This is a genomic window from Pseudomonas sp. CFBP 8758, assembly GCF_014841725.1.
GTDB classification, from domain to species: domain Bacteria; phylum Pseudomonadota; class Gammaproteobacteria; order Pseudomonadales; family Pseudomonadaceae; genus Aquipseudomonas; species Aquipseudomonas baltica.
Window position 1 is genome coordinate 444467 of sequence record NZ_JACYUK010000003.1, and the last position, 23471, is coordinate 467937.

Genomic DNA, 23471 nt, shown 5'->3' on the forward strand with positions numbered 1-23471 from the left:
TCCGTAAAGAGGGCAGGGCCCTCGGCAAGGTGTGCAGGCTCGGCACAGGTCGTGGATGCACGGTGCTTACCGTGTATTACGAGCGACGGCGAATATTCCTCAATGGCTGCAGCGATCGCTGGCGAAGGGCTGGCAGGCGCGCATGGCGCTGGCGATGTACTTCTCCACGGACGACACCGACACATTGATCTGACTGGCGATTTCGCGATGGCCCATTCCGCTCAGGCGATGCAGGAGCAGGGCCTGGCGGGCCTTGGCCGGCTGCTGGTTGATGACGGCGTCGACCTGGGTCAGTGCTTCGAACGCCAGGGCGCGACTCTCTTCGGATGGCCCCAGTGGCACGTCCTGTTGCCTCAGGCGTTCCAGGTGCCCGGCTTCCAGGCTGCGACGACGGTAGAGGTCGATGAGCATGCCCTTGGCGATCTGCGTGAGGTAGCAGCGACAGTGCTCGGGCGCTGGCACGGCGCCCTTGCGGATGAGGTTGAGGTAGATGTCGTGCGCCAGGTCCGCGGCGTCCGTCGAGTTGCCCAGCTTGCGTCGCAAAAGGCCGCTGAGCCAGCCGTGATGATCTTTGTAGAGCCGCTCCACTTGTTGTCTGAGCGCGAACGATCCGTTGTCCACGATGCCTTTCCCCACCCCATGTCGACGCTGCGATTTTGACGAATGCTAATAAGTATGATTATCATTTGCACGATACGGTGTTTGTTTCGCGAGTGCAAACGCACCGCTCTTCCTCGCCGTCCTGCCGCGTTCATGCATCGGCCGCGGCCTTGTTTTTCCTGCCAACCAAGGTGCTTATTTCCATGATGGAAACCCGTCCTGACAACGTATTGCAGACGCCGCTCACGCCCCATGAAGAGCAGGCGTGGCTGCTCCAGCAGCAGTATCCCGAGCAGATCCGCAAGCATTTCTGCGCCTGGTCGCTGGGCTGCGCATTCGATACCCAGCGCCTGGAGTCCGCCCTGAGGGCAGTGATCGATGCACTGCCGGCGCTCAATGCCCGTTATCTGTTCGACGATGAAGGCGAGTTGCGCAAGGTCACGGCCGAGGATTGGCAAGCCTGTGTCGCCGTGCTGCACGTCGATACTCAGGCGCAGGCAGGCGACCTGCTGCTGGCCCGTCAGGCGTCGCCCTGGGACGCCGAAACCCAGGCGCCGCTCGCTGCCCTGGTGATCCAGACCGGGCAGGGCGTGATCCTCGGGTTCGTGCTGCATGAGGTGCTGGACCAGACCTGTCGCGAAGACGACCTGTATCGACTGGTCATGGATGCCTACGACGGTCGTCCCGTGGGCGTGCCGCACCTGCCGTGGCTGATGCGCCAGGCCACCGACAGCCCACCGCTGGCCTCGCCATCGGCCGACCCCCAGGTGTCGACCGATGCCGACGCCATGGCCGCGCTGATCCTCGGCGAGTTCCGCAACACGCTGGCGGAGCCGGGCATGACGCTGGAAGACGACTTCTTCGAATTTGGTGGCCATTCCCTGCTGGCGACGCGAATCATCGGCAAACTTGCAGACAGCCACGGCGTGGAGGTGGACTTCAACGACTTCTTCAGCGCGTCCACGGCGGGCGCGCTGGCACAACGGGCACGTCGCCGCGAACAGCGTGCATTGGCCGCTGCAGTGGCCTCGTCGACACCTGTGCGAACCGCCCCTTTCGCACCGGCGCAGGCGTCGCTCGGGCGTGCGTACGCCGCCTTCGATTTCGGCACGATCTTCAACCTGCCGTTCGCCGTGGCGTTTCGCGAACCGGTCGACGAGGCCGTTTTCGAGCAGGCCTTCCACGATCTGGTCGAGCGCCATGCCAGCCTGCGCACGACCTTTCATTTCGATGAAGGCGAACCCTACCAGCGGCAGGTACCCCTGGAGCGGCTGAGCCAGTACCGCTGGTTCTGGTCCAGCCAGCACAGCGAGGGCGCCAGCCTGGCCAGCGAAGCGGGGCATGTTTTCGACCTGTCCCGCGAGCTGCCGATGCGCGTGCGCTTCCTGCGTGACGGGCAACAGGCGGGGCAAACGCTTTCGCTACTCGTCCACCACATGGCCATCGACGAGTGGTCGCTCAACGTGCTGATGCAGGACCTGAGCCAGGCCTACGCCGCGCGCGCCGCCGACCGGGTGCCGTTCTGGCACGAGCCGGCGCCGGCCTTTCACGAGTACGCCACGCGCGCTCGCATCGCCGGCATCGACCCACGGCACCTGGCCTACTGGACCGACATGCTGGGCGATGCCACGCGCGGCCTGCAGTTGCCTGACCAAGCCGGTGCGGCTGGCGCGCGTGCGAGCGAACCCGGCATCCAGGCACAATGGTTCGAGATCACCCCGAGCCAGGCGCTGACCGATGGCCTGCAGCGGTTTGCCAGGCACAACAATGCTTCCCTGTTCGGCGTGCTGTACACCGCCATTGCCTTGGCCTTGCACAAGGTCGGCGGCCTCGAGGAACTGGTGATCGGTACCTCGGCTTCCGGGCGCACCGATCCGGCCTACTACAACACGGTCGGCTACTTCACCACCATGGTCGCCCATCGCGTGCGCTTCGATGCGCAGCAGGCACTGGGGTCTATGGTCGAGGCAGTCAGCAGCCTGATCAATGATTCCATGGCCTACGCCGACGTGCCGCTGGAGCAGATCCAGCAGGCGTTGGGAATGACGCCTGCGGACGGCCTGCTGTTCGACGTCTACATCCAGATTCACGCCAGCAACGCCTTGAATGGCGCGCTGCGTGGGGCCGACGGCGAAGCGATCCGCTACCGGCAGGTCGACCCGGAAAAGAGCCAGTCGATGTTCGGCATGCAGTTCGAAATCATGGAAAACATGTTTGAGGGCCAGCGCTCGTTGCGACTGGTCGTCACCTATCAAACCGCGCGCTACAGCGCCATGCAGATGGACCGGGTCAGCCGCGCGATCGAGCAGGTGTTGACCGCGTTCACTGACAGGGAAGGAGCAAAAGCATCAGTGGGGCAGTTGAGCGTCTAGCGCCGTCCCTTGTAGGAGCGGTCATCGGCCGCGAAGGGTTCACCGCGGTGTATCAGGCTAACCGCGGTGTCCTTTTCGCGGCCACTGACCGCTCCTACGGATGTTGTGCGATTCCCTGTGGGAGCGGTCACCGGCCGCGAAGGGTTCACTCCGGTGTGTCAGGCGGACCGCGGTGTCCTTTTCGCGGCCACTGACCGTTCCTACGGATGTAGTGCGATTCCCTGTGGGAGCGGTCATCGGCCGCGAAGGGTTCACCGCGGTGTGTCAGGCTGACCGCGGTGTCCTTTTCGGGGCCACGGACCGCTCCTACGGATGTAGCGCGACTCCCTGTAGGAGCGGTCATCGGCCGCGAAGGGTTCACTGCGGTGTGTCAGGCTGACCGCGGTGTCCTTTTCGCGGCCACGGACCGCTCCTACGGAGGGGCGCGATGGCGCGGTTCAGTCCTGATGCATGCCGTAGCGCTGGAACGACGAGCGTTTTGGCAGTCGGTAGCGGGCGCGCCCCAGCAGTTGGTTGACGATGGTGGCGTTGCGCGTCGGGGCGATGCCCAGGTCGGGTGAGCCGACGCCGTGCTGAAAGATTTCCGCGTTCTGGATGAAGATCTTGCCGGCGCCGTCGTCACGGCGGCGCGCGGTGAAATCCGCCTGCACCACGCAGTCACCATAGCTGTCGGTGTCCAGCAGTGTGTCCTTGAGCCGTTCGAACCACTGCGGCCAGGTGTGCCGGTAACCGGTCGCCGCAACGATGGCGTCCGCTTCGAGCGTGCCGGTCTGGTCCAGTTCACGGTGCCGGTAGGCGATACGCAGTGCGCCGTGAACATCCTCCACACGCTGCACCTCGCAGTTCGACAGCAAGGTCAGCCCTGGGTCACGCCCGCCGATGGAGCGCTCGTAGATCAGGTCGTACAAGGCGCCGATGGTCGAAAAACTGATGCCCTTGTACAGCAACCCTTGCCCGGCAACCACTTCGCGCCGTCGCTCGGGCGCCAGACTATGGAAGTAGTCCATATAGGCAGGGGTGAAGCATTCCTGGCCCAGCTTTGAGTACTCCATCGGATGAAAGCCCGGCGAGCGCGTGATCCAGCGGATCGAGGCGCCTGCCGCGACCCGCGCCGGCGTCAGTTCGCTGAACAGTGCCAGTACACATTCCGCTGCGCTTTGCCCGGAACCGATGACGGTAACCTGCCGGCACTCGGCCAGTTCCGCCTGACGTTTGCCGAATTGCGCCGAGTGCATGATCGGCGCAGTGCTCCTGACCTGTGCCCACTGGGGCAGCAGGGGCTGGGTGCCGATGCCTACGGCCAGGTGTCGGCTGCGGTATTGACGCTTGAACCCCGAGATCGACTGGCTCTGGATCAGGAAACGCTGGGTGTCGGCGTCATGGGTCACCTCGCAGACTTCCTCGTCGAAACGGCAGGCACCCAGGCGCTGGGCTGCCCAGCGGCAGTAGTGGTCGTATTCCAGCCGAGGTACCTGGAAGTTGTCGTAGTAATAGAACGCGTGCAGCCGATCGTGGTGATGCAGGTAATTGAGGTAGCTCAAAGGGTGGGTTGGATCGGCCATGGTCACCAGGTCCGCCAGAAAGGGCACCTGCAAGGTGGTGCCGGGAAGGAGCAGGCCTTCGTGCCAGCGAAACTCGCTCTTGCGTTCCAGGAACAGATGACTCACCTCGGGGTGGCCATCGAGCAGCGCGGCCAGGCCCAGATTGAACGGGCCGATGCCTATGCCTGCAATGTCTATCGTCGTTACATCCGTCATCCCGTCTCTCCATGAGCATTGTCGGGTGGGCGCGACGCCGTTGCAGGGCGCCGCATTCGATTCAGTCGGTCAACGTGGCTGCGCTCTTGGCGAGCAGGCGCTGCACGTCGTGGGCATTGCGGCACTGCAGTAGCTGGCCGGGCGACAACGTCACTGCGAAACGCTCGCGTAGCCCGGCCGCAATGGCTTTCAGGTGCTGTGGTCGCAAGCCCAGGCTGATGAAGTGGGTGGTAACGTCGTCGGCATGCTGCGCCGGGCGGCCCAACACGCTCAGGTAGACCTGCAGCACGGACAGCGCCAGCGTGTCGGCAGCCGGCGACGACTCGGTGGCCGGTACGGCGAGCAGCGCGCGTGCCTGCCGGCGGTCGACCTTGCCGTTCTGCGACAGCGGCAGCTGGTTGACGGCCAGCAGGCGCGTTGGCAGGTGCGAAGGCTGCAGGTGTTCGCGGGCGTAATTGCGCACTTGGACGACGCTGACTGGCGGCATGCCGGCAGCGCTCACGTACAGCACGCCGAGGTTGGTTTCGCCCTGGCTGGAGTCCTGGTAATCCACTACCAGCACCTGGCACAGCGCAGGATGGTTGCTCAGGACCTTCTCGACATCGGGCAGCGAGACGCGCACGCCGCGCACTTTCACATAGCCGTTGACCCGGCTGTCGAAGAGCAGGGTGCCATCGCTCCGGTAGCGTCCGCGGTCGCCGCTGCGAAAGGCCCTGATCGGGTGGCCCTGTTCATCGCCGACCGTGATGAAATCGGTCTGCGTGTATTCGCCGCCTTCCAGATAACCGAGCGCCAGGTTCACGCCCGCGGTGTGGATACGCCCCACAACGCCCGGCGGGCAATGCCGGCCGTGGTCATCGAGCAGCAGATAACGGTTGCCCGGCAACGGCTCGCCGTAGGGAATCAGCGTGCGGTCGTCGTTGCCGATCTCGTGCCAGATGCTCCAGATGGTGGTTTCGGTGGGCCCGCCCAGGGAGATCAGGCGGGCGTGCGGCAGGCATTCGCGCAACTGGGCGATCACCACCGGCTTGATGTAGTCGCCACCCTGGGCGATCAGGCGCAGGCTGCGCAGGTCATGCTCGCCGCGACCGGCCAGGAGCATTTCCACGATCGCTGGTACCGAACACCAGAGGCTGACCCGATGCTCGGCGATCAACTGGTTCCAACGCACCGCGTCCTTGTCCTCGTTCACCGCCGGCAGCACCAGCGTGGCTCCGGCGCTGAGGCTGCCGAAGACGTCGAACAGCGACATGTCGTGGTGCAGCGGCGTCACTGACATGAGCACGTCGTTCTGGCTGACTTGCCACCGCGCCAGCGTGCTGCCGATGACGTTGGCGGTCGCGCGGTTGTTCAGCACCACGCATTTGGGTTGGCCCGTGGTCCCCGAGGTGTACAGATAATAGGCGGGCGCTTCACTCAGGGAAAAATCGGGCAACGACACGGGGAAGGGCGCGTGCTTGGCGAGCAGCTCGGCCATGATGGCCATTGGCTGTTCGATGGGTTCGAGATCGGCCAGTACGACCAGATCAGGTTGGCAGTTGTCCAGCAGGTAGCGGCGGCGTTGCTCGGGTGCTTGAGCATCGATGGGCACCCAGATCACACCTGTCAGCGCGCAGGCCAGCGTCAGCATCGTGTGCTCCGGGCTGCGGGGCAGACAGATCGCGACCACGTGACCGCGCGTGAGGCCTCGGGCCTGCAAGGCGGCGATCACCCGCGCCACGCCGTTGCCCAGTTCGGCGTAGCTCAGCCGCCGGGATCCGCAGATGAGTGCAGTGCGGGTGTTGTCGGCATCGAAAACCTGCTCGGCGATGTGGGCCAGGAAAGGTGCCTGGCAGGCATCGCGCTCGGGGCTGTTGCGGCGATAGTGGGCGGTGTCGAGCAGCGGCGCCGTTTCCAGGGTGAAGCTGTCGTGGGCGGCGATCTGGCTGATGGCGTCGTCCAGCATGCGCAGAATGTCGCTGACTTGCGCCGAATCCATGACCTCGTGGGCATAGTCGATATCGACCCGCAGCGAGCCTTGGGCGTCGGTCGACAGGCGAATGTCCATGGCCACCTGCGGCGTCTGGGTCAGCCCGCCGTGCAGGCCCATGGCGCTGTCGGCTGGCGTCACCGGCCACGACAGGCCGCTGGTGATCACCACCGGCAACACCGGCCCCGGGCCGTGGCGCTCGAACAGCAAACGAGTCAGGTCGACCCCGGAATACGCCAGGTGCTGCAGTCCCTCCAGCACATCCACCTGCAGCGCCTTGGCACGTTCGGTGAACGGGCGCCGATCGGCAATCCAGTTGATGGCGATAAAGCTCGAGTGGTTGGCCAGGTCGGCGCTGCGGGTTGGCGCGACCGGCAGGGCGACGCACAGATCGCCCTCGTCGAGCCAGTGCGAGAGCACTTCCAGAACCACCGCCATCAGTGCGGAATTCTTGAACAGGCGCTGTTGTGCGGCCCGTCGGCTCAGCGCTGCAAAGCGCGATTGGGGCACCTGCAGACTCTGCCGTTGGTAGCGAGACGGACCAGCCTGGGCAAGCGGTCGTTTCCACGGCAGGCAGGGCGGCCCGCTGACCGCCGCAAGCTTCTCGCGCCAGTAGGCCATGTCTGCCTTGCGTTGCTCGTTCGCGGCCGGTGCTGGCAGCGGGGCCGCTGCTGCCGAGGGCTGCTCGGGCGTGCCGGTGAACAACTCCACCAGCAACGCTGCGATGGAGTGGCCGTCCACAATCAGGGCGTCCATGCGCACGAACACGACGTGCTGGTCCTGCGCCAGTTCGAACAGCGTGACGTTCCACGGCGCCGCGTGCAGGCCGAACACGGCATGTGCGTAAGCTTCGCGGCGCTCTTCCACCTCGCGCAGGCCATCGCTCAGGGGCAAGTGGCGCAGGTCGATTTCATCCAGATGGGGCTCGGCCACATCGCTGACGTACTGCACGCAGCGCTGGGCATCGATGTGGGTACGCAGGCTCGGGTGGCGCCGGACCATGTCGGCCAGGCGGGCACGCAGCACGGCTGTGTCGATGTGCCCGCGGTATTCGCGAAATTCCTGCATGGCCACGCCGCCCAGCGGCATGTGCGCGCCGCGCCCCAGCAGGTAGGCCTGCTGCAAAGCGTTCAACGGGCGTCGGGCCGGCGGCGACGACAGGGGTTGATCCAGGCGGGTCGGATCGGCGGCAACCGCTTGCACCCGCGCGACGAAGCGCTCGAACAGAGGGGACACCCAGGCCAGCGGCAGGGCATCGACACGGATATCCCAGTTGATCGAAAGCCCTTCGTCGATGTGAGCGACCTGAACGTCCAGGGCCACCTGCGGACCTTGGGAGATCACCCAGTTCATCGGGCCGAACGCCCGCCGCACACGTTCGGAGAACAGCTCGCCCTTGCTGCGCTCCAACGCAGCGGTGAAGACCACCGGCGCCAGTTGCGCCGAGCCCGTATGCCGCGACAGGTCGCGCATCAGGTCGACGCCGGAATAGGCGCAGTGCTCCAGGGCCTGGATCAGGCTGTCACCCAGCTGTCGGCACAGAGTCGCGGGACTGCTGGCGTCGGCCATCTCCACGTCGACGATCAGCACGTTGGCGAATTCGCCGATGATGCCCTGCACCTGGGGCTGCACCGGCGCGCGCCAGAAGCTGGGGACATTGAGGCGAAAGCGTGGATCGCCGGTGCGCTCGCCCAGCACCGACGCGAACAGCCCCAGCATCAGGCTGGACAGGGTCAGTCGGCGCTCCCGCGCCAGCTTCTGCAGGGCCTGGTAGTGCCCGGCGTCGAGCCAGGTATGCAGGCGCTGGCTGTGCGGCTGCGCTGCGCTTGATTCGAGCAGGGGCAGGGTTGGGGCGGGCGCGATGTGGTCCAGGCGCTGGCGCCACCAGTGGCGATCGCGGTCGCGGGCAGCCTTCACCGCAGGGTCTGCCCGCAAGGTGTCCAGCCACTGGAAAAACGTCGGCGGCGTCGAAGCCGGCTGCTCGGGTGCTTCGTAACCGACGGCCAGGTCTTCCATCAGCGTGGGAAAACTGGACGGGTCGATGGCGATCATGTCGCTGTCGACGTGCAGGCGGAAGCGATTCTCGGGCAGCAGGCTGACGCCCACGCGCAGCCCGCCGACGTCTACCAGATCCAGCTGCTGATGGGTCCAGGCTTCGCGTTTGCGCTGTAGCGCCTGTTGCAATTGCACGGCCGGCAGATCGCTCAAGTCGTCGACTTCAAGCGCCGGCCCGCGCGCCGTTGGCGGGGTGTGTTGCAAGCCCTCGGGGCTGACCCGCAGGCGCAGCATGGGGTGACGGCTACAGGCATCTTGCAGCGCCGAGCGCAGGCGTTCGAGGTCGATTCCAGCGCCATCGAACTCGGCGTACAGGTGAGCTGACACGCTCCCCAAGGCCGCATGAGCAGTACGCCCGATCCAGCAGGCGGCTTGCATCGAAGTTAACTCTCGCATGGCTCACTCGTCTCACATGATTGACAACGTTCCGTTTATGTCGTCACCATTAGAAACAATAATCATTCACATTCGCAATTAAAACTTACATTCCAGGGCAGGGAGGCGACACCTCAGATGAGATCAGCCATCGTCAGGGCGACTGCGCCGCAAGACGTGCAACACGTTGTGCAAGATGACAATTTTTCGTTCATGTCGGGTCAGCGCGAGTTGCGTGCCCGCGGGCTGGCACAGCGCATCGAGACTCCGGCGGTGGGCGGGCAGGACGCGCAGGGTCGCTTCCAGCAAGCCATCCAGCGCGCTTTCGAGCAGGCGCGAAAGGCCGGGCAGGCCGTGCCGATGGTGGTCGGTGCGATTCCCTTCGACCCGTCCGAAGCGTCGTGCCTCTACGTTCCGGAGCAGGCGCAGTGGCACGACTTGGAGCCGGGCGGGGCGGGTACGCCGAGCCCCATGCCGTCGTTGCTGGAGCAGCGCAACCTGCCCGACCAGCACGCGTTCATGCGCTCGGTCGAGCACGCCGTGGCCAACTTCGGCTACAGCGACGTGCGCAAGGCGGTGCTGTCGGTGCAGCGCGAACTGGTGTTCAGCCAGGCCATCGACGTGAATGCCCTGGCCCATAACCTGCGGGTGCAGAACCCGAGCGGTTATCACTTTCGCGTGCCCATGGCCGACGGCGCCACCCTGCTGGGCGTGAGCCCCGAGTTGCTGGTGCGCAAGCACGGCGCCTCGTTCGTTTCCAATCCGCTGGCCGGTTCGGCCAAGCGACTGACCGATGCCGACGCCGATCGACGCAATGCCCAGTGGTTGTCCGAATCGGACAAGGACCACTACGAGCATGGCTTCGTCACCGCAGACATCGCCGCGCGGGTCAGCGAGCTGTGCACCCGGCTGGACGTACCGCCGCGGCCTTCGCTGATCAGCACCCCGACCCTCTGGCACCTGTCGACGCGCATCGAAGGCACCCTTGCCGACCCCTCGGTGTCGGCCCTGCAACTGGCCTGTCGCCTGCATCCCACGCCTGCCGTGTGCGGTTTCCCCACCGAATTGGCGCGGCGTCTGATTCGTTTCGTCGAACCCACCGAGCGCGGCCTGTTCACCGGAATGGTCGGCTGGTGCGACGCCCAGGGCAACGGCGAATGGGTCGTGACCATTCGCTGCGGCACGGTTTCAGGCCCGCGGGTCAGGCTGTTCGCCGGCGCCGGCATCGTCGAAGCCTCGCAACCGGCGGCGGAATGGGCCGAGGTCCAGACCAAGCTGCGCACCATGCTCCAGGCGTGCGGACTGCACGCGTGATTTCCCCTTCCTCATGACGAGTGAAACCATGACTATCGAATTCACCCGCTGGCCACAGGACCGTGCCCAGGCCTACCGCGACCTCGGCTACTGGCTCGACCGGCCACTGACGCGGATCCTCGAAGAGCGCTGCAAGGCACAACCCGACGCACCGGCAATCATCTGTGGCGAGCGCAGCTTCACCTACGCCGAGCTTGACCGCCTTTCGTCCAACCTGGCCTCGCGCCTGGCTGCGCGCGGCCTGGGCCGCGGCGATGCGGCGCTGGTCCAGCTGCCCAACATTGCCGAGTTCTACATTGTATTGTTTGCCTTGTTCAAGGCCGGCATCGTGCCGCTCAACGCGTTGTTCAGCCACCGCAAGCTGGAGCTGGGGGCGTACGTCAAGCAGCTGTCGCCGCAATTGTTGATCGCCTCGCGCGAGCACGAAGTGTTTCGCGATGACAGCTATGAAAGCCTGTTCGAACAAGCGACGGCCCAGCCTCGGGTCGCTCTGTTTCTGGGCGATTCGCGTAACCAGCACAGCCTCGCCCAATGGCTCGAGACGCCGGCCACCGAGCAGGTCGCCTACGCGCCCACAGCCGCCGATGAAGTGGCCCTGTTCCAGTTGTCCGGGGGCAGCACCGGCACGCCCAAATTGATCCCGCGTACCCACAACGACTACCACTACAACGCGCGCGCCTGCGCCGAAGTCTGCTCCCTTACGACACAGACACGCTTTCTGTGTGCCCTGCCGGCCGCGCACAATTTCCTGCTCAGCTCGCCAGGCGCGCTGGGCGTGTTTCACGCCGGTGGCTGCGTGATCATGGCCGACAACCCCGAGCCGGCCGCGTGCTTCGCGCTCATCCAGCGGCACACGGTCAACACCGTGGCCCTGGTGCCCAGTGCCGTGGCCCTGTGGCTGCAGGCCGCGCCTCAGCACCGCCCGCAGCTGCAATCGCTGCGCTACCTGCAAGTGGGCGGCGCGGTGTTCGCCGACTCGTTGGCGCGCCAGGTGCCGGCGGTGCTGGGCTGCCAGTTGCAGCAGGTATTCGGCATGGCCGAAGGGTTGATCAACTACACCCGGCTGGACGACAGCGACGAGCAGGTGTTCACCACCCAGGGGCGTCCGGTCAGCCTCGGCGATGAAATCCGGATCGTCGACGAGCAGGGCGCCGAGGTGCCCACCGGCGAGACGGGAATGCTCGCCACCCGAGGCCCGTATACCTTCTGCGGCTATTACAACAGCCCGGAGCAGAACGCCCAGGCGTTCGACGAACAGGGCTATTACTATTCCGGCGACCTGGTGCAGCGCCTGCCCAGCGGTGATCTGCGCGTGGTCGGCCGTATCAAGGATCAGGTCAATCGTGGTGGCGAGAAGATCGCTTCCGAAGAGATCGAAAACCTCATCGTGCTGCACCCGGACGTGACCCATGCCGGGCTGGTGGCAATGCCGGACCAGGCCCTGGGCGAGAAGAGCTGCGCGTTCGTGGTCAGCCGCGATCCGACGCTCAAGGCGCCCGCGCTGCGCCGTCACCTGCTGGCGCTGGGCATCGCCGAATACAAGTTGCCCGATCGCATTCGGATGATCCCGAGCATGCCGTTGACGGCCGTGGGCAAGATCGACAAGAAGCGGCTGCGCCAGCTGCTGGCGGTGGAAGACAACCGCAGCTGGCTGCAGACACGTCTGCTGCAACTGATCGAGGACGGTGACGCCCTCGACCCTCAGGAGAATCTGATTTTCTACGGGCTGGATTCCCTCCAGGTGATGCGCCTGGCGGCCGAGCTCAAGGAGCGCGGCGTGGCCGTGAGCTTCGAGGAACTGGCCACCGAACCGACCCTGGCCAACTGGTGGGCACTGGTCGAGAGCCGTCAGAAAGCTGCCTGATTCAAACGGCGAGCCGTGCCGGCGCAGTGCGGCTCGCCTGGTCATTCCAGAAAGGATCCACGATGACATTGTCTACTGCCGACACCGCTCGACTCGATGATTTCTGGCGACACTGCCTGGAGCATCAATTCTTCAATATTGGCTACCCGGAAAATGCCGATTTCGACTACAGCACGCTGGAGCGCTTCCTGCGCTTTTCCATCAACAATTGCGGCGACTGGGGCGAACACAGCAACTACGTGCTCAACTCCTTCGACTTCGAAAAAGACGTCATGGCGTACTTCGCCGACCTGTTCGACATTCGCCGCGAGGACAGCTGGGGCTATGTCACCAACGGCGGCACCGAGGGCAACATGTTCGGTTGCTACCTGGCACGGGAGCTGTTTCCCGATGGCACCTTGTACTATTCGCGGGACACCCACTATTCGGTGGCCAAGATCGTCAAGCTGCTGCGCATCAAATGCCGCGCCGTGGACGCGCTGCCCAATGGTGAGATCGACTATGACGACTTGCTGGCGAAGATCGCAGCGGACGGGGAAAGGCACCCGATCATCTTCGCCAACATCGGCACGACCATGCGCGGCGCCGTCGACGATATCGCCATCATCCAGGCGCGTCTGCAACAGGCCGGTATTGCGCGGCGCGACTACTACCTGCACGCCGATGCCGCGCTGAGCGGGATGATTCTGCCGTTCGTGGATACGCCGCAGCCGTTCACCTTTGCCGCTGGTATCGATTCGATCTGCGTATCCGGGCACAAGATGATCGGCTCGCCGATTCCCTGCGGCATCGTCGTGGCCAAACGCAGGAACGTCGAGCGCATCTCGGTGGAGGTGGACTACATTTCGGCGAGCGACAAGACCATCAGCGGTTCGCGCAACGGCCACACGCCGATGATCATGTGGGCGGCGCTGCGCACCCATTCGCCAGCCCAGTGGCGCCGCCGGGTCGCGCACAGCCTGAAGAGCGCCCAATACGCGGTCAATCGGTTGCGTGCCGGCGGAATCGACGCGTGGCGCAACCCGAACTCCATCACTGTGGTGTTTCCCTGCCCCTCGCCGGGCATTGCCCGCAAGTACGGCCTGGCCACCTCGGGTGATACCGCGCACCTGATCACCACGCCGCATCACAGCGACACCCGGGTCATCGATGCGCTGATCGACGAGGTGATCGCCGAGGCGCGTCCGGAGGCCTGGCGCGCCACCTTGCAGCGAAGCTGGCACGCGAACACCCAACTGCCGCCACGCAGCACGTCCTGGGGCGGCGGAGCCAGGCTCGACGGGCGGTGATGACCGGCTCATGGCGTGACACGTTGCCCATTCCACCTGAAGAACGAGGGAGACCATCTTGAATCAGCCACCCACACCCCAGGACTGTGCCAACCTGGAAGACATCCGTTGCGGCATCGACTGGCACGACCGGCAGATCTTCGACGCCCTGGTGCAGCGTTTGCAGTACGTCAAGGCCGCAGCGCAGTTCAAACCCAGCGAGCAATCGATTCCGGCACCCGAGCGAGTTGCTGCCATGCTCGAACAGCGCCTGGAATGGGCCGCTTTGGCAAGCTTCGACCCGGCGTTCACCGAGGCACTGTTCGAACGGATCATCCACTGGAACATCCAGCAGCAGATCGCCCACTGGCGCACGACCCGAGCGTCCAGCGCCTGATCCACCGCGGCGCCCTCTTCGCGGGCAGAGCCCGCTCCCACAAGGGGGGCGGGGTTCGATGTTCTGTGGGAGCGGGCTCTGCCCGCGAAGAAGGCGCTGCGGTCCGCCTGATGTTCTATGGCAGCACGATGTATTCGTTGCGCTGTTGAATGCCTTGGTGGGGCCCCTCGACCAGGTGCACGTAACGACCGCCGACCTGGTCGATCGGCACGCAATCGTCCACGTCCAAGACGGCGTCGGTGTGAGGCTGGCGCCAGTGTTCGAGGCACTGGCGACGGGCGCAGCTCTTGGCATCGCGCGCCGTGTGCGCCACCACCAGCAGGTAGTGGTGTGCTTCGCCGAACGACTGCGCCTCGTAGCCACCAAGATTGATCACATACAGCCGCGGCATGCCGGCGCCAGGCGCCAGCGGGCTGAACTCGACCTTCCACTGTTCGACCCCGTCCACCGCCATCCAGGCATCGACGTGCAAACCTTTCTGACTGCCGAACCAGTCTGCCCTCAGCTGCGGGTAAGTCGCTTCGAGCGAATCGGCAACGGCGCAGGCGATATCGTGCACTTCGATGCGCGCCTTGGGGTGCTTGCCGCCAAGCAGAACGACGTAGAGCATGGGTCGGGGTCCTCGAGTGGGGTGCTGGTACGACAGCATCCTGCCACTCATTGCTCAACGCCGTCTCGCTGAATGGGGCAGTCGGCACCGCCCCCTCAACGAACGTTCTTGTCGAGGAATTCGCGGATCACCGGAATAATCTCCCGGCCATGGGTTTCCAGGGCGAAGTGGCCGGTGTCGTAGAAGCGAATGTCCGCCTGGGGCAAGTCGCGCTTCCAGGCCTGGGCGCCGGCTGGAAGGAAGAACGGGTCATGCTCGCCCCACACGGCCAGCAGGGGCGGCTGGTACTGGCGGAAGTAGTCCTGAAAGGTGGGGTACATCGCCACGTTGGAGGCGTAATCCAGCACCAGGTCCAGCTGGATGTCGGCATTGCCGGGCCGCGAGATCTGCAGGCCTTCCAGGGTGTAGCCGTCCGGCGAAACCGCGCTTGGGTCGCTGACCCCTTCCAGGTACTGCCATTTGATCGAAGCCGGTGTCGGAAAATCCCGCAAGGCATCGCGGTGCTCTTGGGTAGGCTCGCGCCAGTAGGTCTGGATGGGTGCCCAACCAGCGCCCAAACCTTCCTCATAGGCGTTGCCGTTCTGCGAGATGATCGCACTCACGCGCTCGGGGTGCGCCACGGCCAGGCGCCAACCCACTGGAGCACCGTAGTCGTGGACCATCAACGCGTAGCGGTCCAGCTCGAGCTGTTCGGTGAACTGGCCGATGGTCTGCGCCAGTTGGCTGAAGGTATAGGCGTAGTCGCCCCGGGCGGGCGCTTCGGTGAAGCCGAATGCAGGCAGATCCGGCGCGATCACATGGTAGCGGTCGGCCAGTTGCGGAATCAGGTCGCGAAACATGAACGAAGAGGCGGCAAAGCCATGCAGCAGCAACACCGTGGGCGCGCCCGGATCACCGGCTTCTCGGTAGAACACGTTGACATCGCCGACCTGCTCGTAACGGTAGTGCACCGTGCGGTCGGCATGGGCGTTCGGCGCGGCGCTGGTCAGCAGCGAAGCGGCAAGCGCGGCTGCGGATTTCGAAATGGTCATGACGGCTCCTGATGTAACCCTTGATTGGTGTGTTTGAAGGTTACGGAGCATTCTGGTAACCTGTCAAACTAATTTTATGGGTTACAGGACGTCATGAATCTTACCGCCATCGCTCCTGACACGTTGTTCGTGGCCGACAACCTGGCTCTGGATTTCATCAATACCCAATACGGCGTGGGCGATCAGCAGCACGATTGCCTGCGCGACGACGAGGACGTACTGAAGTGGCTCGACGCTGCTGGCCTGCCTGCGCGGCATGACCAGGCGGACACTGCTCGCGGACTATTGACCCAGGCCCTTGCGCTGCGCGCGTGTGCCAAAGGACTGGTGAACGCCGCGATGACCGGGGAAGAAGCCGACCCTGAAGTGGTCAACCAGATTCTCGAGGCCGGGCGCCCTGTCAGCGGCTTGCAGTGGAATGGCGCGGCACCGGCGTTTCGCATCGCGGTGCAGCCCAGGGATGCTGGTTCGGCAAGCCTGCTGTGGCCGGTGGCCGACGCTCTGGCCAGACTGGTCACGGGGGACACATTCGAGTTCGTTCGGCAATGCGAAGCCCATGACTGCGTGCTGTTCTTTCACGACCTGAGCAAGTCGCATCGACGCCGCTGGTGCAGCATGGCGACCTGTGGCAATCGCATGAAAGTGGCGGCGTTTAGGTCCAGGAAGAAGCCCGAATAGACTTGTTTCAGCCGCTTCCCGGCGCCGGGAAATGCAGCGCAAAGCGGATGCGTCCGGGCTGGGGTTGGGTCACGCTGGCCTCACCGGCGTGCAGTTGCATGATCGCCGCGACAATGGCCAGTCCCAAGCCATTGGAGTCCGAATTATGCTGGCGCGAAGCGTCGCCTCGGTAGAAACGATCGAACAGGCTGGCCAGCGCCGAAGGCTCCAGGGCAGGGCCCTGATTCTCTACCACGATCACGCATTGCCCCTCTGCCGACTCGACGCTGATCAGGGCATCGCTGTGCGGGTCGGCGTAGCGGATCGCGTTGGCCACCAGGTTGCTCAACGCCCGTCGCAATAGCAGCGGGTCGGCGTGCAGGGTGGCGTCACCGGAAATCAGCAGGCGGATCTTGCGTTCTTCGGCGAGCCCTTCGAAATACTCGGTGACTCGCTCCAGTTCATCGTGCACCTGCAGCGGCTGGCGCTGTACCACCGCCTGGGCGTCGTCGGCGCGCGCCAGGAACAGGATGCTTTCGACGATCCGGGAAATACGTTCCAGCTCCTCCAGATTCGACGCCAGCAGTGCCTGGTATTCGTCCGCACTGCGGCCTTGGCGCAGGGCGACCTGGCAGTGCCCCATCAACGAGCCCACCGGGGTGCGGATCTCGTGGGCGAGGTCTGCGGAAAATTGGTTCAGCCGCTGGTAGCCCTCGGCCAGGCGATCGAGCATGGCATTGTAGGCTTCGCTCAACTGCTGCAGTTCGACCGGCGTGTTGTCGCTGCTCATGCGGCTGTGCAGGCGTGCCGGGGAGATGTCGGTGGCGTGCGCCGCCATCTCGCGCAGCGGCCGCAAGCCGCGGCGCAGCAGCACGAAGCCGAGCAAGGCGGTGAGCAGGAACGCCATGCCCACGGCCAGGTAGATCCGCTGGCGGAACTCGCCGAGCATGACCATCTCCTTGACCATGATGTGCGCCGCCGTCAGTTGCACCTCGCGCCCACCGGAGGTGGTCAATACGCTCGCCGCCCGCAGGGGTATGCCCGAGGGTGCCATTCCTGTGCGCAGGTCGGCGCTGCCGGGAATCGCATCGTGGGCGACCGCAGGCACGGAGGGCAGGGTCGCGTGCAGCGGGTTGACTTGAATCACCGGTGGCTGGCCGGTCTCGGCAATGACGAAGATGTCGTCTTCGCTGCCGAGCATGTTCTGGAAGATCTGCGGGCTGCTCGACAGCTTGTCCAGGGTCAGGTCGTAGTGCAGCAGTTTGCGAAAGTGGTCGAGCCGCCCGAGCACGGCGTTGTCGCTGCGCTGCAGCACCGAAGCTTTCATTGATTCGTACAGGTACCAGCCGGCGCCGGCCACGGTGAGCATGGCCACCAGAGAGAAGGCCAGGGTCGAGCGCAGGGTCAGGGAAGGTTGGCGTCGGCTTCGCATGCCCGCACCTCGCAGACGTAACCGATGCCGCGCACGGTGTGGATGAGCTTGACCGGGTAGGGCTGGTCGACCTTGCTGCGCAGGCGCTTGACCGCAACGTCGACCACATTGGTATCGCTGTCGAAATTCATGTCCCATACCTCCGAGGCGATCTGGGTGCGCGAGAGCACGTCGCCCTCGCGCCGCAGCAGCAGGTGCAGCAGGGCGAACTCCTTGTTGGTCAGGGTGATCACTTCCTGTTGCCGCGTCACCCGGCGCCGCAGCAGGTCCAGTTCGAGGTCGGCGAGGTGGAAGCGATCGGCTTCACGGGCGCCGCCGCGGCGCAGGATGGTACGAATGCGCAACAGCAGTTCGGTGAACGAAAAGGGCTTTACCAAGTAGTCGTCGGCGCCCAGCTCTAGGCCCCGAATGCGGTCTTGCAACTGGTCGCGGGCGGTCAGGAACAGCACCGGTACATTCTGCCGCGCGCGCAGCACCTCCATGATCTGGAAGCCGTCGATGCCGGGCAGCATGACGTCGAGCACCAGCAGGTCGTAGGGATTCTCCAGGGCCAGGTGCAAGCCATCGGCGCCGTGCTGCGCCCAGTCGACGTTGTAGCCGGATTCGCCGAGGCCCTTTTTCAGGTACTCGCCGGTCTTGGTGTCGTCTTCGATCAAGAGGATGTGCATCGATCAGGCTCGCTCGGGCGTTCGCGGTTGCCGTGGAGGGTTCGTGGCGGGTGGGTTCGCACAGCGCAGTCTAACCAAGCGGCGCGGCGCTGTCGGTTACATTACCGTCATTGAGGCGCATGCCGCGCGAATGACAGAAATGTCATCGAGCGGTCATGCGCGCGTGCGGGTTGGTGGCCGAGGATGGGTGCACACCTACCGCAAGGAGTCGTACCGATGAAGATCAAAACTGCCCTGTCGACCACTCTGGGCACGTTGCTGCTCAGTGCCGCCGTGATGGCTTCGGCTGCAGACATGCCGGTGGTCAAGCCGATGCGTGGCACGGTCGATGGCCTGGACAACAACACCTTGTCTTTCACCACTCGCAGCGGCGCGCACCAGACCATCGGCCTGACCGACAAGACCGGCATCCGCTTGGTGTCCAAGGCCAACATCGACTCGATCAAGGCTGACAGCTTCATCGGCTCGGCGGCTACTCCCCAGGCAGATGGCACGCTGAAAGCGCTGGAAGTGACCGTGTTCGAACCCAGCCTGAAGGGCAGCGGGGAAGGGCACTACGGTTGGGAAAACGCCGACGGTACCACCGGCACCATGACCAATGGCACGGTCGGCAAGCTGGCCCAGGCCAATGGTCGGACCTTGACCGTGAACTACAAGGGCGGCGAGAAGCAGGTCGTCGTGCCTGAAGATGTGCCGATCGCCTATGTCGAAGCCGGCAAGTCGGAGCAGCTGGTGAAAGGCGCCAAGGTCGTCGTGTTCCCTGCCGAAGACGGCAAGACCGCCCGTGGCGTGGCAGTAGGCAAGGATGGCTTCCAGCCACCGATGTAACCTGTGTCTTGAACGTCCGTCGCCGCTCTCATGTGGGAGCGGGTCTCTGCCCGCGAAAGGCGCACCGCGGTATGGCTGATCCACCGCGGCGTCCTTTTCGCGGGCAGAGCCCGCTCCCACAGGGGTAGATGCATCCTCTTACTTGTGGGAGCGGTCATTGGCGTGTGTTTCTTTGACATGGGAGGGCCATTCGATGGCCGTGCGTCGCATACATTCACTGACGGTACGCCTCACCCACTGGATCAATGCCTTCGGCATGACCTGCATGTTCATGAGTGGCTGGGGCATCTACAACGCCTCTCCATTGTTTGCGTTCCGTTTTCCGCCCTCGTTCACTCTGGGTGGTTGGCTGGGTGGCGCGATAGCTTGGCATTTCGCGGTGATGTGGCTGTTGGTGATCAATGGCCTCGTCTACGTCCTCTACGGATTGATCAGCCGCCACTTCAAGCGCGATTTGCTGCCGATCACTCCCCGCGCGGTCAAACGCGACCTGCGCGATGCCCTGCATTTGCGGCTGATCCATGACAAGGGCGTCTACAACGCGGTGCAGCGCCTCATGTACTGGCTGGTACTGGCGGCCGGGGTGCTGATTCTGGTATCCGGGGTAGCCATCTGGAAGCCCATCCAGTTCCAGGAGCTGGTAGCACTGCTGGGCGGCTACGATTTCGCCCGCTACGTCCATTTCGCCGCGATGTCTGCCATCGGCGCCTTTACAGTGGTGCACCTGGCCCTGGTGCTGCTGGTGCCCAAGACGCTGCCGCCGATGATCACCGGCGGGGTAAGGCCTTCGACTACCGGGAAGACCGATCATGAATGAACCCAAATCCCGCCGGGTCGCTCCGATAATCCTGGAACCGGCCCAGCGCAGCCAGCTCGAAAGCCTGCAGCGGCGACATTTCCTGCGCGGCGGCCTCACCGTCGGCGCCATGGCGATGCTCAGCGGCTGCAATCTGCAGGACGGTGATCAGGTCGACAAGGTGCTCTGGGCCATGTCGCGCTGGAACGATCGAGTGCAAGCCTGGCTGTTCAACGGCCAGCGTCTGGCGCCTACCTACAGCAAGGCGCAGATGACCCAACCGTTCCCGTTCAACGCGTTCTACAGCGAGGACGACATCCCCGATATCGACGTATCGGGCTACGCCTTGGCAGTATCCGGCCTGGTGCGCGACAAGGCGGCCTGGACACTTGAAGGTCTGCGCAAGCTGCCCCAGCAGACGGACATCACCCGGTTGATCTGCGTCGAAGGCTGGAGCGCCATTGGCCAGTGGGGCGGGGTGCCGTTGAAAACCTTCCTCGAGCACATTGGCGCCGATACCACAGCCAAATTCGTCGGATTCAAGTGCGCCGACCGCTACTACTCGAGCCTGGACATGCCCACGGCCCTGCACCCGCAGACGCTCCTGGCCCTGGACTATGGCGAGGTTGCGCTGCCGCCCGAATATGGCTACCCATTGCGGGTTCGCGTGCCGACCAAGCTGGGCTTCAAGAACCCCAAGCACATCGTCGAGATCTTCGTCAGCAACGATTATCCCGGCGGCTATTGGGAAGACCAGGGCTACAACTGGTTCAGCGGCATCTAGCCGCGCGCGACGCGGCTCGCGCCGCTGCTACAGGGGTTCAGCGGTATCTAGCAGCGCGCCCCCCCTGTAGCAGCGGCGCAAGCCGCGTCGGCGGTAAATGCGGCCCCCCTGACACAGCGCAGTAAACCCGGACGCGGCTCGCGCCGCTGCTACAGGGGTTCAGCGGCATCTGGAAGCGCGCATCCCCCTGTAGCAGCGGCGCAAGCCGCGTCGGCGGTAAATGCGGTCCCTCTGATACACCGCAGTAAACCCGGACGCGGCTCGCGCCGCTGCTACAGGGCTTTGCAAAATCATCGCAAGGTCAGGTTCTGGTGACGGTGAGGACCACGGCGGCGATTCGTTCGGCCTGGCGATACCCGGGGGTTTCCAGCTCTTCGCCGAATACGTCCGGGTCCACCTCTTCGTAGGTCCATTGAAACCCTGGTACGTCCACCAGTGGTTGCACCTGACTCAGAAACAAGTCGACGCCGGCCACCGACGGCGCGCCGGTGTACAGCAGCAGACTGCCGCCGGGCGCCAATCGACCCAACGCCTCGCTGGCGATGCGCACCGACAAGGCCGACCCCAGTTCGCCGCCGCCGTCGCGATACGCCCGTGCCTGGGGATCCTGCATGTACGGAGGGTTGGCAACGATCAGATCGAAATCCCCGCGGGTGCCCTGCAGCACGTCGCTGTGCCAGGCCGCTACATTGGCTACGCCCGCCAGTGCCGCATTGACTGCAGTGAAACGCAACGCCGCAGGATTGATATCCACTGCCTGAACCTGCGCTTCGCGGCGCGCCAGGGCAATCAGAATCGCCCCTGCGCCGCTGCCGCAACCGATATCGACCGCGCTGCGGATCGGCTGCCGGGACTCGTGCAGGTGCTTCTCGATGGCCCGTGCAAAACGATAGGTATCGGGCCCAAAGAAAACCGAATCGTGGGCGACGGTCGGATAGGCCGAGTGAACGAACAACTGCCCGTCCAGGCTGGACCAGCGCACCTCGCTGCGCAGCAGCCCGGACTGCTCGCTGACAATGGCATTTTCCAGCAATGCCGCCGTCTCCACTTCGGGTAACAGGTTGGATTCGAACGGGCGACTCCAGCCGAACACATCGCGCAGGTCACGGGCGATCGCGTTGTCAGGCCGCTCGTTGTTGCGCTGATGGGTCAGCGGCGTCACCGTCACAAAGCGGTAGCCATCTGCTTGCAAGCGGCGACCCAGCTGGAGCAGCACCTGGTCCAGTTCCGCGGCCTCGACGGTTGGGCACGCGTTCACCTGGTTCATGTCAGAGCCTCGTACCTCAATATTCATGGCTCAGCGCTCCCTCGCTCAGTCGCCGAGTGAATGCCCGGGTAGCTTCCAACCCCTCGGGCGATGCGTGCAGCGACGGCGACATCTTGCGAATCAGTGCCTGGGTCGGTTCCGCAGGCCGGGCTGTGCCGGTCGCAATGGCGACCGCGGGTGCGCGCCGGCGAAAGCGTGCCCTGAACGGATTGCTGGCGCCGGACTGATCGTCCAGCCAATCGCCGGCGATCCAGTCCTTGAGCAACTGCCGTTCGTAACCGTTGAACACGCCGAACATGGGCGCGCCCGGCCCATCGAGCATCTGCCAGAAACGGCTGGCCTCGGGGTCCTGGTGTCGCTTGATCCAGCCCTTGTTTTCCAGCGCGGTCAGAAAAGCGCCGCACTGGCCCGGCTTGGCCAGCCACTCGTTGACGGTCCTGCCTTCGAGGCGGCAGTAGTCCGAATGCATGTACTGGCCAAAGCCGCGCTTGCGCTCCAGCATCTGCACCACCTCATGGTCCAGATCGAAGCCCTCGATCACTGCGGCAGAGCCGATACCCAAGTCGTTGAGGTTGTAGCCTGCCCGCAGCCTCTGCAGAAACGCAGCGTTGTCCGCACCGCCCGGCAGCAGATCGAGCACGGCCGCTACCGCCTTGTGGGCATGCCCAGTGCCAGCGTTGTCGATGGTCACGTGCAAGGTGAAATAGTAAGGGTCGATGCCCAGCTCGTTCAGTTCGAACGCAGTGATCAGCAGGTGCAGCGGCAGTTGCTCGTAGCCCAGGTTGTAGCCGATCACCTCGGGCAGGAAGTCCTCGCTGGCCTGGCCCAAGGCCAACTGAATGGCGCCTTGCAGGTACAGCTCGTCGGCCAGGTCGTGGGTCGCCAGGCAGTCGTGCTCGGCCAACAGCGCGCGGTACAGCGTGACGTGGTTGAGTGAGGGGTCACCGTCGCCCAACTCTTCGAGGTAGGTGCGGATCAGGCCGTGATAGCGCCAGTCCGCCGCATGCTTGACGGTGCCGAACAACCACGCGCCATCGACCAGCTTGCTCGGTGCCACCTGTTGCAGGAAATACAGGGCGTGGGCCTTGTTGCTGAAAAACCGTCGGGGCGCGCCGGCGTGGCGCAGGGCAAGATACTCGGAATACTGGCGACCCACCGCCGCGGCGTTGTCGGCCACCCACTGCAGCAGCTGCGCAGGGTTCGAGGGCATCGGGCAGGGCAGCTCGGCCGCCAGCGCCAGTTGTTCTTCGAGAAACTGCTTCGCCCGTCCTGGCTCGGTGGCGTCGGGCTGGTCGAGTAGCGACCGGTAGAGCGGCAGGGCAGTACGCTCGGGCCTGGCCCCTGAATGCGGATGGCCAGTGGATTCAAGCGGGATCATGACAGCACCCATCGTGTTTTTGGTGTCTGGTTTCGAGTGAGCCCGCCTG

At 64.5% G+C, this 23471-nt stretch carries 18 protein-coding genes; 9 read left to right on the forward strand and 9 right to left on the reverse strand.

Annotated features, from left to right (window positions below):
• Nucleotides 1–99: 99 nt before the first annotated feature.
• Nucleotides 100–621 (reverse strand): sigma-70 family RNA polymerase sigma factor, encoded by a 522-nt coding sequence (locus tag IFT75_RS08920; RefSeq protein WP_192054377.1) that lies wholly within the window; start codon nt 619–621, stop codon nt 100–102.
• 182 nt (nt 622–803) lie between these two features.
• Between IFT75_RS08920 and IFT75_RS08925 the strand changes: the two genes are divergently transcribed.
• A complete protein-coding gene (locus IFT75_RS08925; protein WP_192054378.1) occupies nt 804–2972 on the forward strand; it encodes a condensation domain-containing protein in 2169 nt (722 codons plus the stop codon).
• Between the two features lie 437 nt (nt 2973–3409).
• Here the strand turns inward: IFT75_RS08925 and basC are convergent, their stop codons facing one another.
• Both basC and IFT75_RS08935 read right to left on the reverse strand, forming a co-directional pair.
• Nucleotides 3410–4729: a putative histamine N-monooxygenase gene (gene basC / locus IFT75_RS08930; RefSeq protein WP_185793572.1), complete on the reverse strand. Its 1320-nt coding sequence runs from the start codon at nt 4727–4729 to the stop codon at nt 3410–3412.
• A gap of 61 nt (nt 4730–4790) precedes the next feature.
• Complete coding sequence (locus IFT75_RS08935; RefSeq protein WP_192054380.1) at nt 4791–9149, reverse strand: amino acid adenylation domain-containing protein; 4359 nt, start codon at nt 9147–9149, stop codon at nt 4791–4793.
• Between the two features lie 117 nt (nt 9150–9266).
• Between IFT75_RS08935 and IFT75_RS08940 the strand changes: the two genes are divergently transcribed.
• The 4 genes from IFT75_RS08940 to IFT75_RS08955 all read left to right on the forward strand — a co-directional run bounded on the left by IFT75_RS08940 (nt 9267) and on the right by IFT75_RS08955 (nt 13971).
• On the forward strand, nt 9267–10442 hold the full coding sequence (locus IFT75_RS08940) for an isochorismate synthase (RefSeq protein ID WP_192054382.1): 1176 nt from the start codon (nt 9267–9269) through the stop codon (nt 10440–10442).
• Nucleotides 10443–10470: 28 nt separating this feature from the next.
• A complete protein-coding gene (locus IFT75_RS08945; protein WP_192054384.1) occupies nt 10471–12306 on the forward strand; it encodes a (2,3-dihydroxybenzoyl)adenylate synthase in 1836 nt (611 codons plus the stop codon).
• A gap of 62 nt (nt 12307–12368) precedes the next feature.
• The gene (locus IFT75_RS08950; RefSeq protein WP_192054385.1) at nt 12369–13595 is read left to right on the forward strand and encodes a histidine decarboxylase; all 1227 of its coding nucleotides are present in this window, start codon (nt 12369–12371) and stop codon (nt 13593–13595) included.
• Between the two features lie 58 nt (nt 13596–13653).
• On the forward strand, nt 13654–13971 hold the full coding sequence (locus tag IFT75_RS08955) for an isochorismate lyase (protein ID WP_197975687.1): 318 nt from the start codon (nt 13654–13656) through the stop codon (nt 13969–13971).
• 115 nt (nt 13972–14086) lie between these two features.
• Here IFT75_RS08955 and IFT75_RS08960 read toward each other — a convergent pair whose 3' ends face one another.
• Together IFT75_RS08960 and IFT75_RS08965 are read right to left on the reverse strand one after the other, a co-directional pair.
• Nucleotides 14087–14581 carry a DUF1543 domain-containing protein gene (locus IFT75_RS08960; protein ID WP_192054387.1) on the reverse strand — a complete coding sequence of 165 codons (495 nt, stop codon included), beginning with the start codon at nt 14579–14581 and terminating at the stop codon, nt 14087–14089.
• 95 nt (nt 14582–14676) lie between these two features.
• Nucleotides 14677–15612 (reverse strand): alpha/beta fold hydrolase, encoded by a 936-nt coding sequence (locus IFT75_RS08965; protein WP_192054389.1) that lies wholly within the window; start codon nt 15610–15612, stop codon nt 14677–14679.
• 93 nt (nt 15613–15705) lie between these two features.
• Here IFT75_RS08965 and IFT75_RS08970 point away from each other — a divergent pair, with 93 nt between their 5' ends.
• Nucleotides 15706–16290: a CGNR zinc finger domain-containing protein gene (locus IFT75_RS08970; RefSeq protein WP_122478533.1), complete on the forward strand. Its 585-nt coding sequence runs from the start codon at nt 15706–15708 to the stop codon at nt 16288–16290.
• Between the two features lie 7 nt (nt 16291–16297).
• Here IFT75_RS08970 and IFT75_RS08975 read toward each other — a convergent pair whose 3' ends face one another.
• Entirely contained in the window at nt 16298–17701 is a 1404-nt protein-coding gene (locus IFT75_RS08975) for a heavy metal sensor histidine kinase (protein ID WP_192054391.1), read from the reverse strand.
• A complete protein-coding gene (locus IFT75_RS08980) occupies nt 17674–18369 on the reverse strand; it encodes a heavy metal response regulator transcription factor (protein WP_122478529.1) in 696 nt (231 codons plus the stop codon). Before IFT75_RS08980 ends, IFT75_RS08975 begins: the two co-directional genes overlap by 28 nt.
• 222 nt (nt 18370–18591) lie before the next feature.
• Between IFT75_RS08980 and IFT75_RS08985 the strand changes: the two genes are divergently transcribed.
• The 3 genes from IFT75_RS08985 (at nt 18592) to IFT75_RS08995 (ending at nt 20777) form a co-directional block, all read left to right on the forward strand.
• Nucleotides 18592–19197 carry a hypothetical protein gene (locus IFT75_RS08985; protein ID WP_192054513.1) on the forward strand — a complete coding sequence of 202 codons (606 nt, stop codon included), beginning with the start codon at nt 18592–18594 and terminating at the stop codon, nt 19195–19197.
• Nucleotides 19198–19390: 193 nt separating this feature from the next.
• Nucleotides 19391–20014 carry a cytochrome b/b6 domain-containing protein gene (locus tag IFT75_RS08990; RefSeq protein WP_192054393.1) on the forward strand — a complete coding sequence of 208 codons (624 nt, stop codon included), beginning with the start codon at nt 19391–19393 and terminating at the stop codon, nt 20012–20014.
• Nucleotides 20007–20777, forward strand: coding sequence for a molybdopterin-dependent oxidoreductase (locus IFT75_RS08995; RefSeq protein ID WP_185793562.1), 771 nt, complete (start codon nt 20007–20009; stop codon nt 20775–20777). Before IFT75_RS08990 ends, IFT75_RS08995 begins: the two co-directional genes overlap by 8 nt.
• A gap of 301 nt (nt 20778–21078) precedes the next feature.
• Here the strand turns inward: IFT75_RS08995 and IFT75_RS09000 are convergent, their stop codons facing one another.
• Nucleotides 21079–22044, reverse strand: a complete 966-nt coding sequence (locus tag IFT75_RS09000; RefSeq protein ID WP_192054395.1) for a methyltransferase — start codon at nt 22042–22044, stop codon at nt 21079–21081.
• A gap of 16 nt (nt 22045–22060) precedes the next feature.
• Complete coding sequence (locus tag IFT75_RS09005; protein ID WP_192054397.1) at nt 22061–23422, reverse strand: iron-containing redox enzyme family protein; 1362 nt, start codon at nt 23420–23422, stop codon at nt 22061–22063.
• Between the last annotated feature and the right edge of the window lie 49 nt (nt 23423–23471).

Bases quoted from the DNA above. Each gene is read 5' to 3' on its own strand.
- IFT75_RS08925 (WP_192054378.1), top strand. From the start codon at position 804: ATGATGGAAACCCGTCCTGACAACGTATTGCAGACGCCGCTCACGCCC.
- basC (WP_185793572.1), bottom strand. From the start codon at position 4,729: ATGACGGATGTAACGACGATAGACATTGCAGGCATAGGCATCGGCCCG.
- IFT75_RS08935 (WP_192054380.1), bottom strand. From the start codon at position 9,149: ATGCGAGAGTTAACTTCGATGCAAGCCGCCTGCTGGATCGGGCGTACT.
- IFT75_RS08940 (WP_192054382.1), top strand. From the start codon at position 9,267: ATGAGATCAGCCATCGTCAGGGCGACTGCGCCGCAAGACGTGCAACAC.
- IFT75_RS08945 (WP_192054384.1), top strand. From the start codon at position 10,471: ATGACTATCGAATTCACCCGCTGGCCACAGGACCGTGCCCAGGCCTAC.
- IFT75_RS08950 (WP_192054385.1), top strand. From the start codon at position 12,369: ATGACATTGTCTACTGCCGACACCGCTCGACTCGATGATTTCTGGCGA.
- IFT75_RS08960 (WP_192054387.1), bottom strand. From the start codon at position 14,581: ATGCTCTACGTCGTTCTGCTTGGCGGCAAGCACCCCAAGGCGCGCATC.
- IFT75_RS08965 (WP_192054389.1), bottom strand. From the start codon at position 15,612: ATGACCATTTCGAAATCCGCAGCCGCGCTTGCCGCTTCGCTGCTGACC.
- IFT75_RS08970 (WP_122478533.1), top strand. From the start codon at position 15,706: ATGAATCTTACCGCCATCGCTCCTGACACGTTGTTCGTGGCCGACAAC.
- IFT75_RS08975 (WP_192054391.1), bottom strand. From the start codon at position 17,701: ATGCGAAGCCGACGCCAACCTTCCCTGACCCTGCGCTCGACCCTGGCC.
- IFT75_RS08980 (WP_122478529.1), bottom strand. From the start codon at position 18,369: ATGCACATCCTCTTGATCGAAGACGACACCAAGACCGGCGAGTACCTG.
- IFT75_RS08990 (WP_192054393.1), top strand. From the start codon at position 19,391: ATGGCCGTGCGTCGCATACATTCACTGACGGTACGCCTCACCCACTGG.
- IFT75_RS08995 (WP_185793562.1), top strand. From the start codon at position 20,007: ATGAATGAACCCAAATCCCGCCGGGTCGCTCCGATAATCCTGGAACCG.
- IFT75_RS09000 (WP_192054395.1), bottom strand. From the start codon at position 22,044: ATGAACCAGGTGAACGCGTGCCCAACCGTCGAGGCCGCGGAACTGGAC.
- IFT75_RS09005 (WP_192054397.1), bottom strand. From the start codon at position 23,422: ATGATCCCGCTTGAATCCACTGGCCATCCGCATTCAGGGGCCAGGCCC.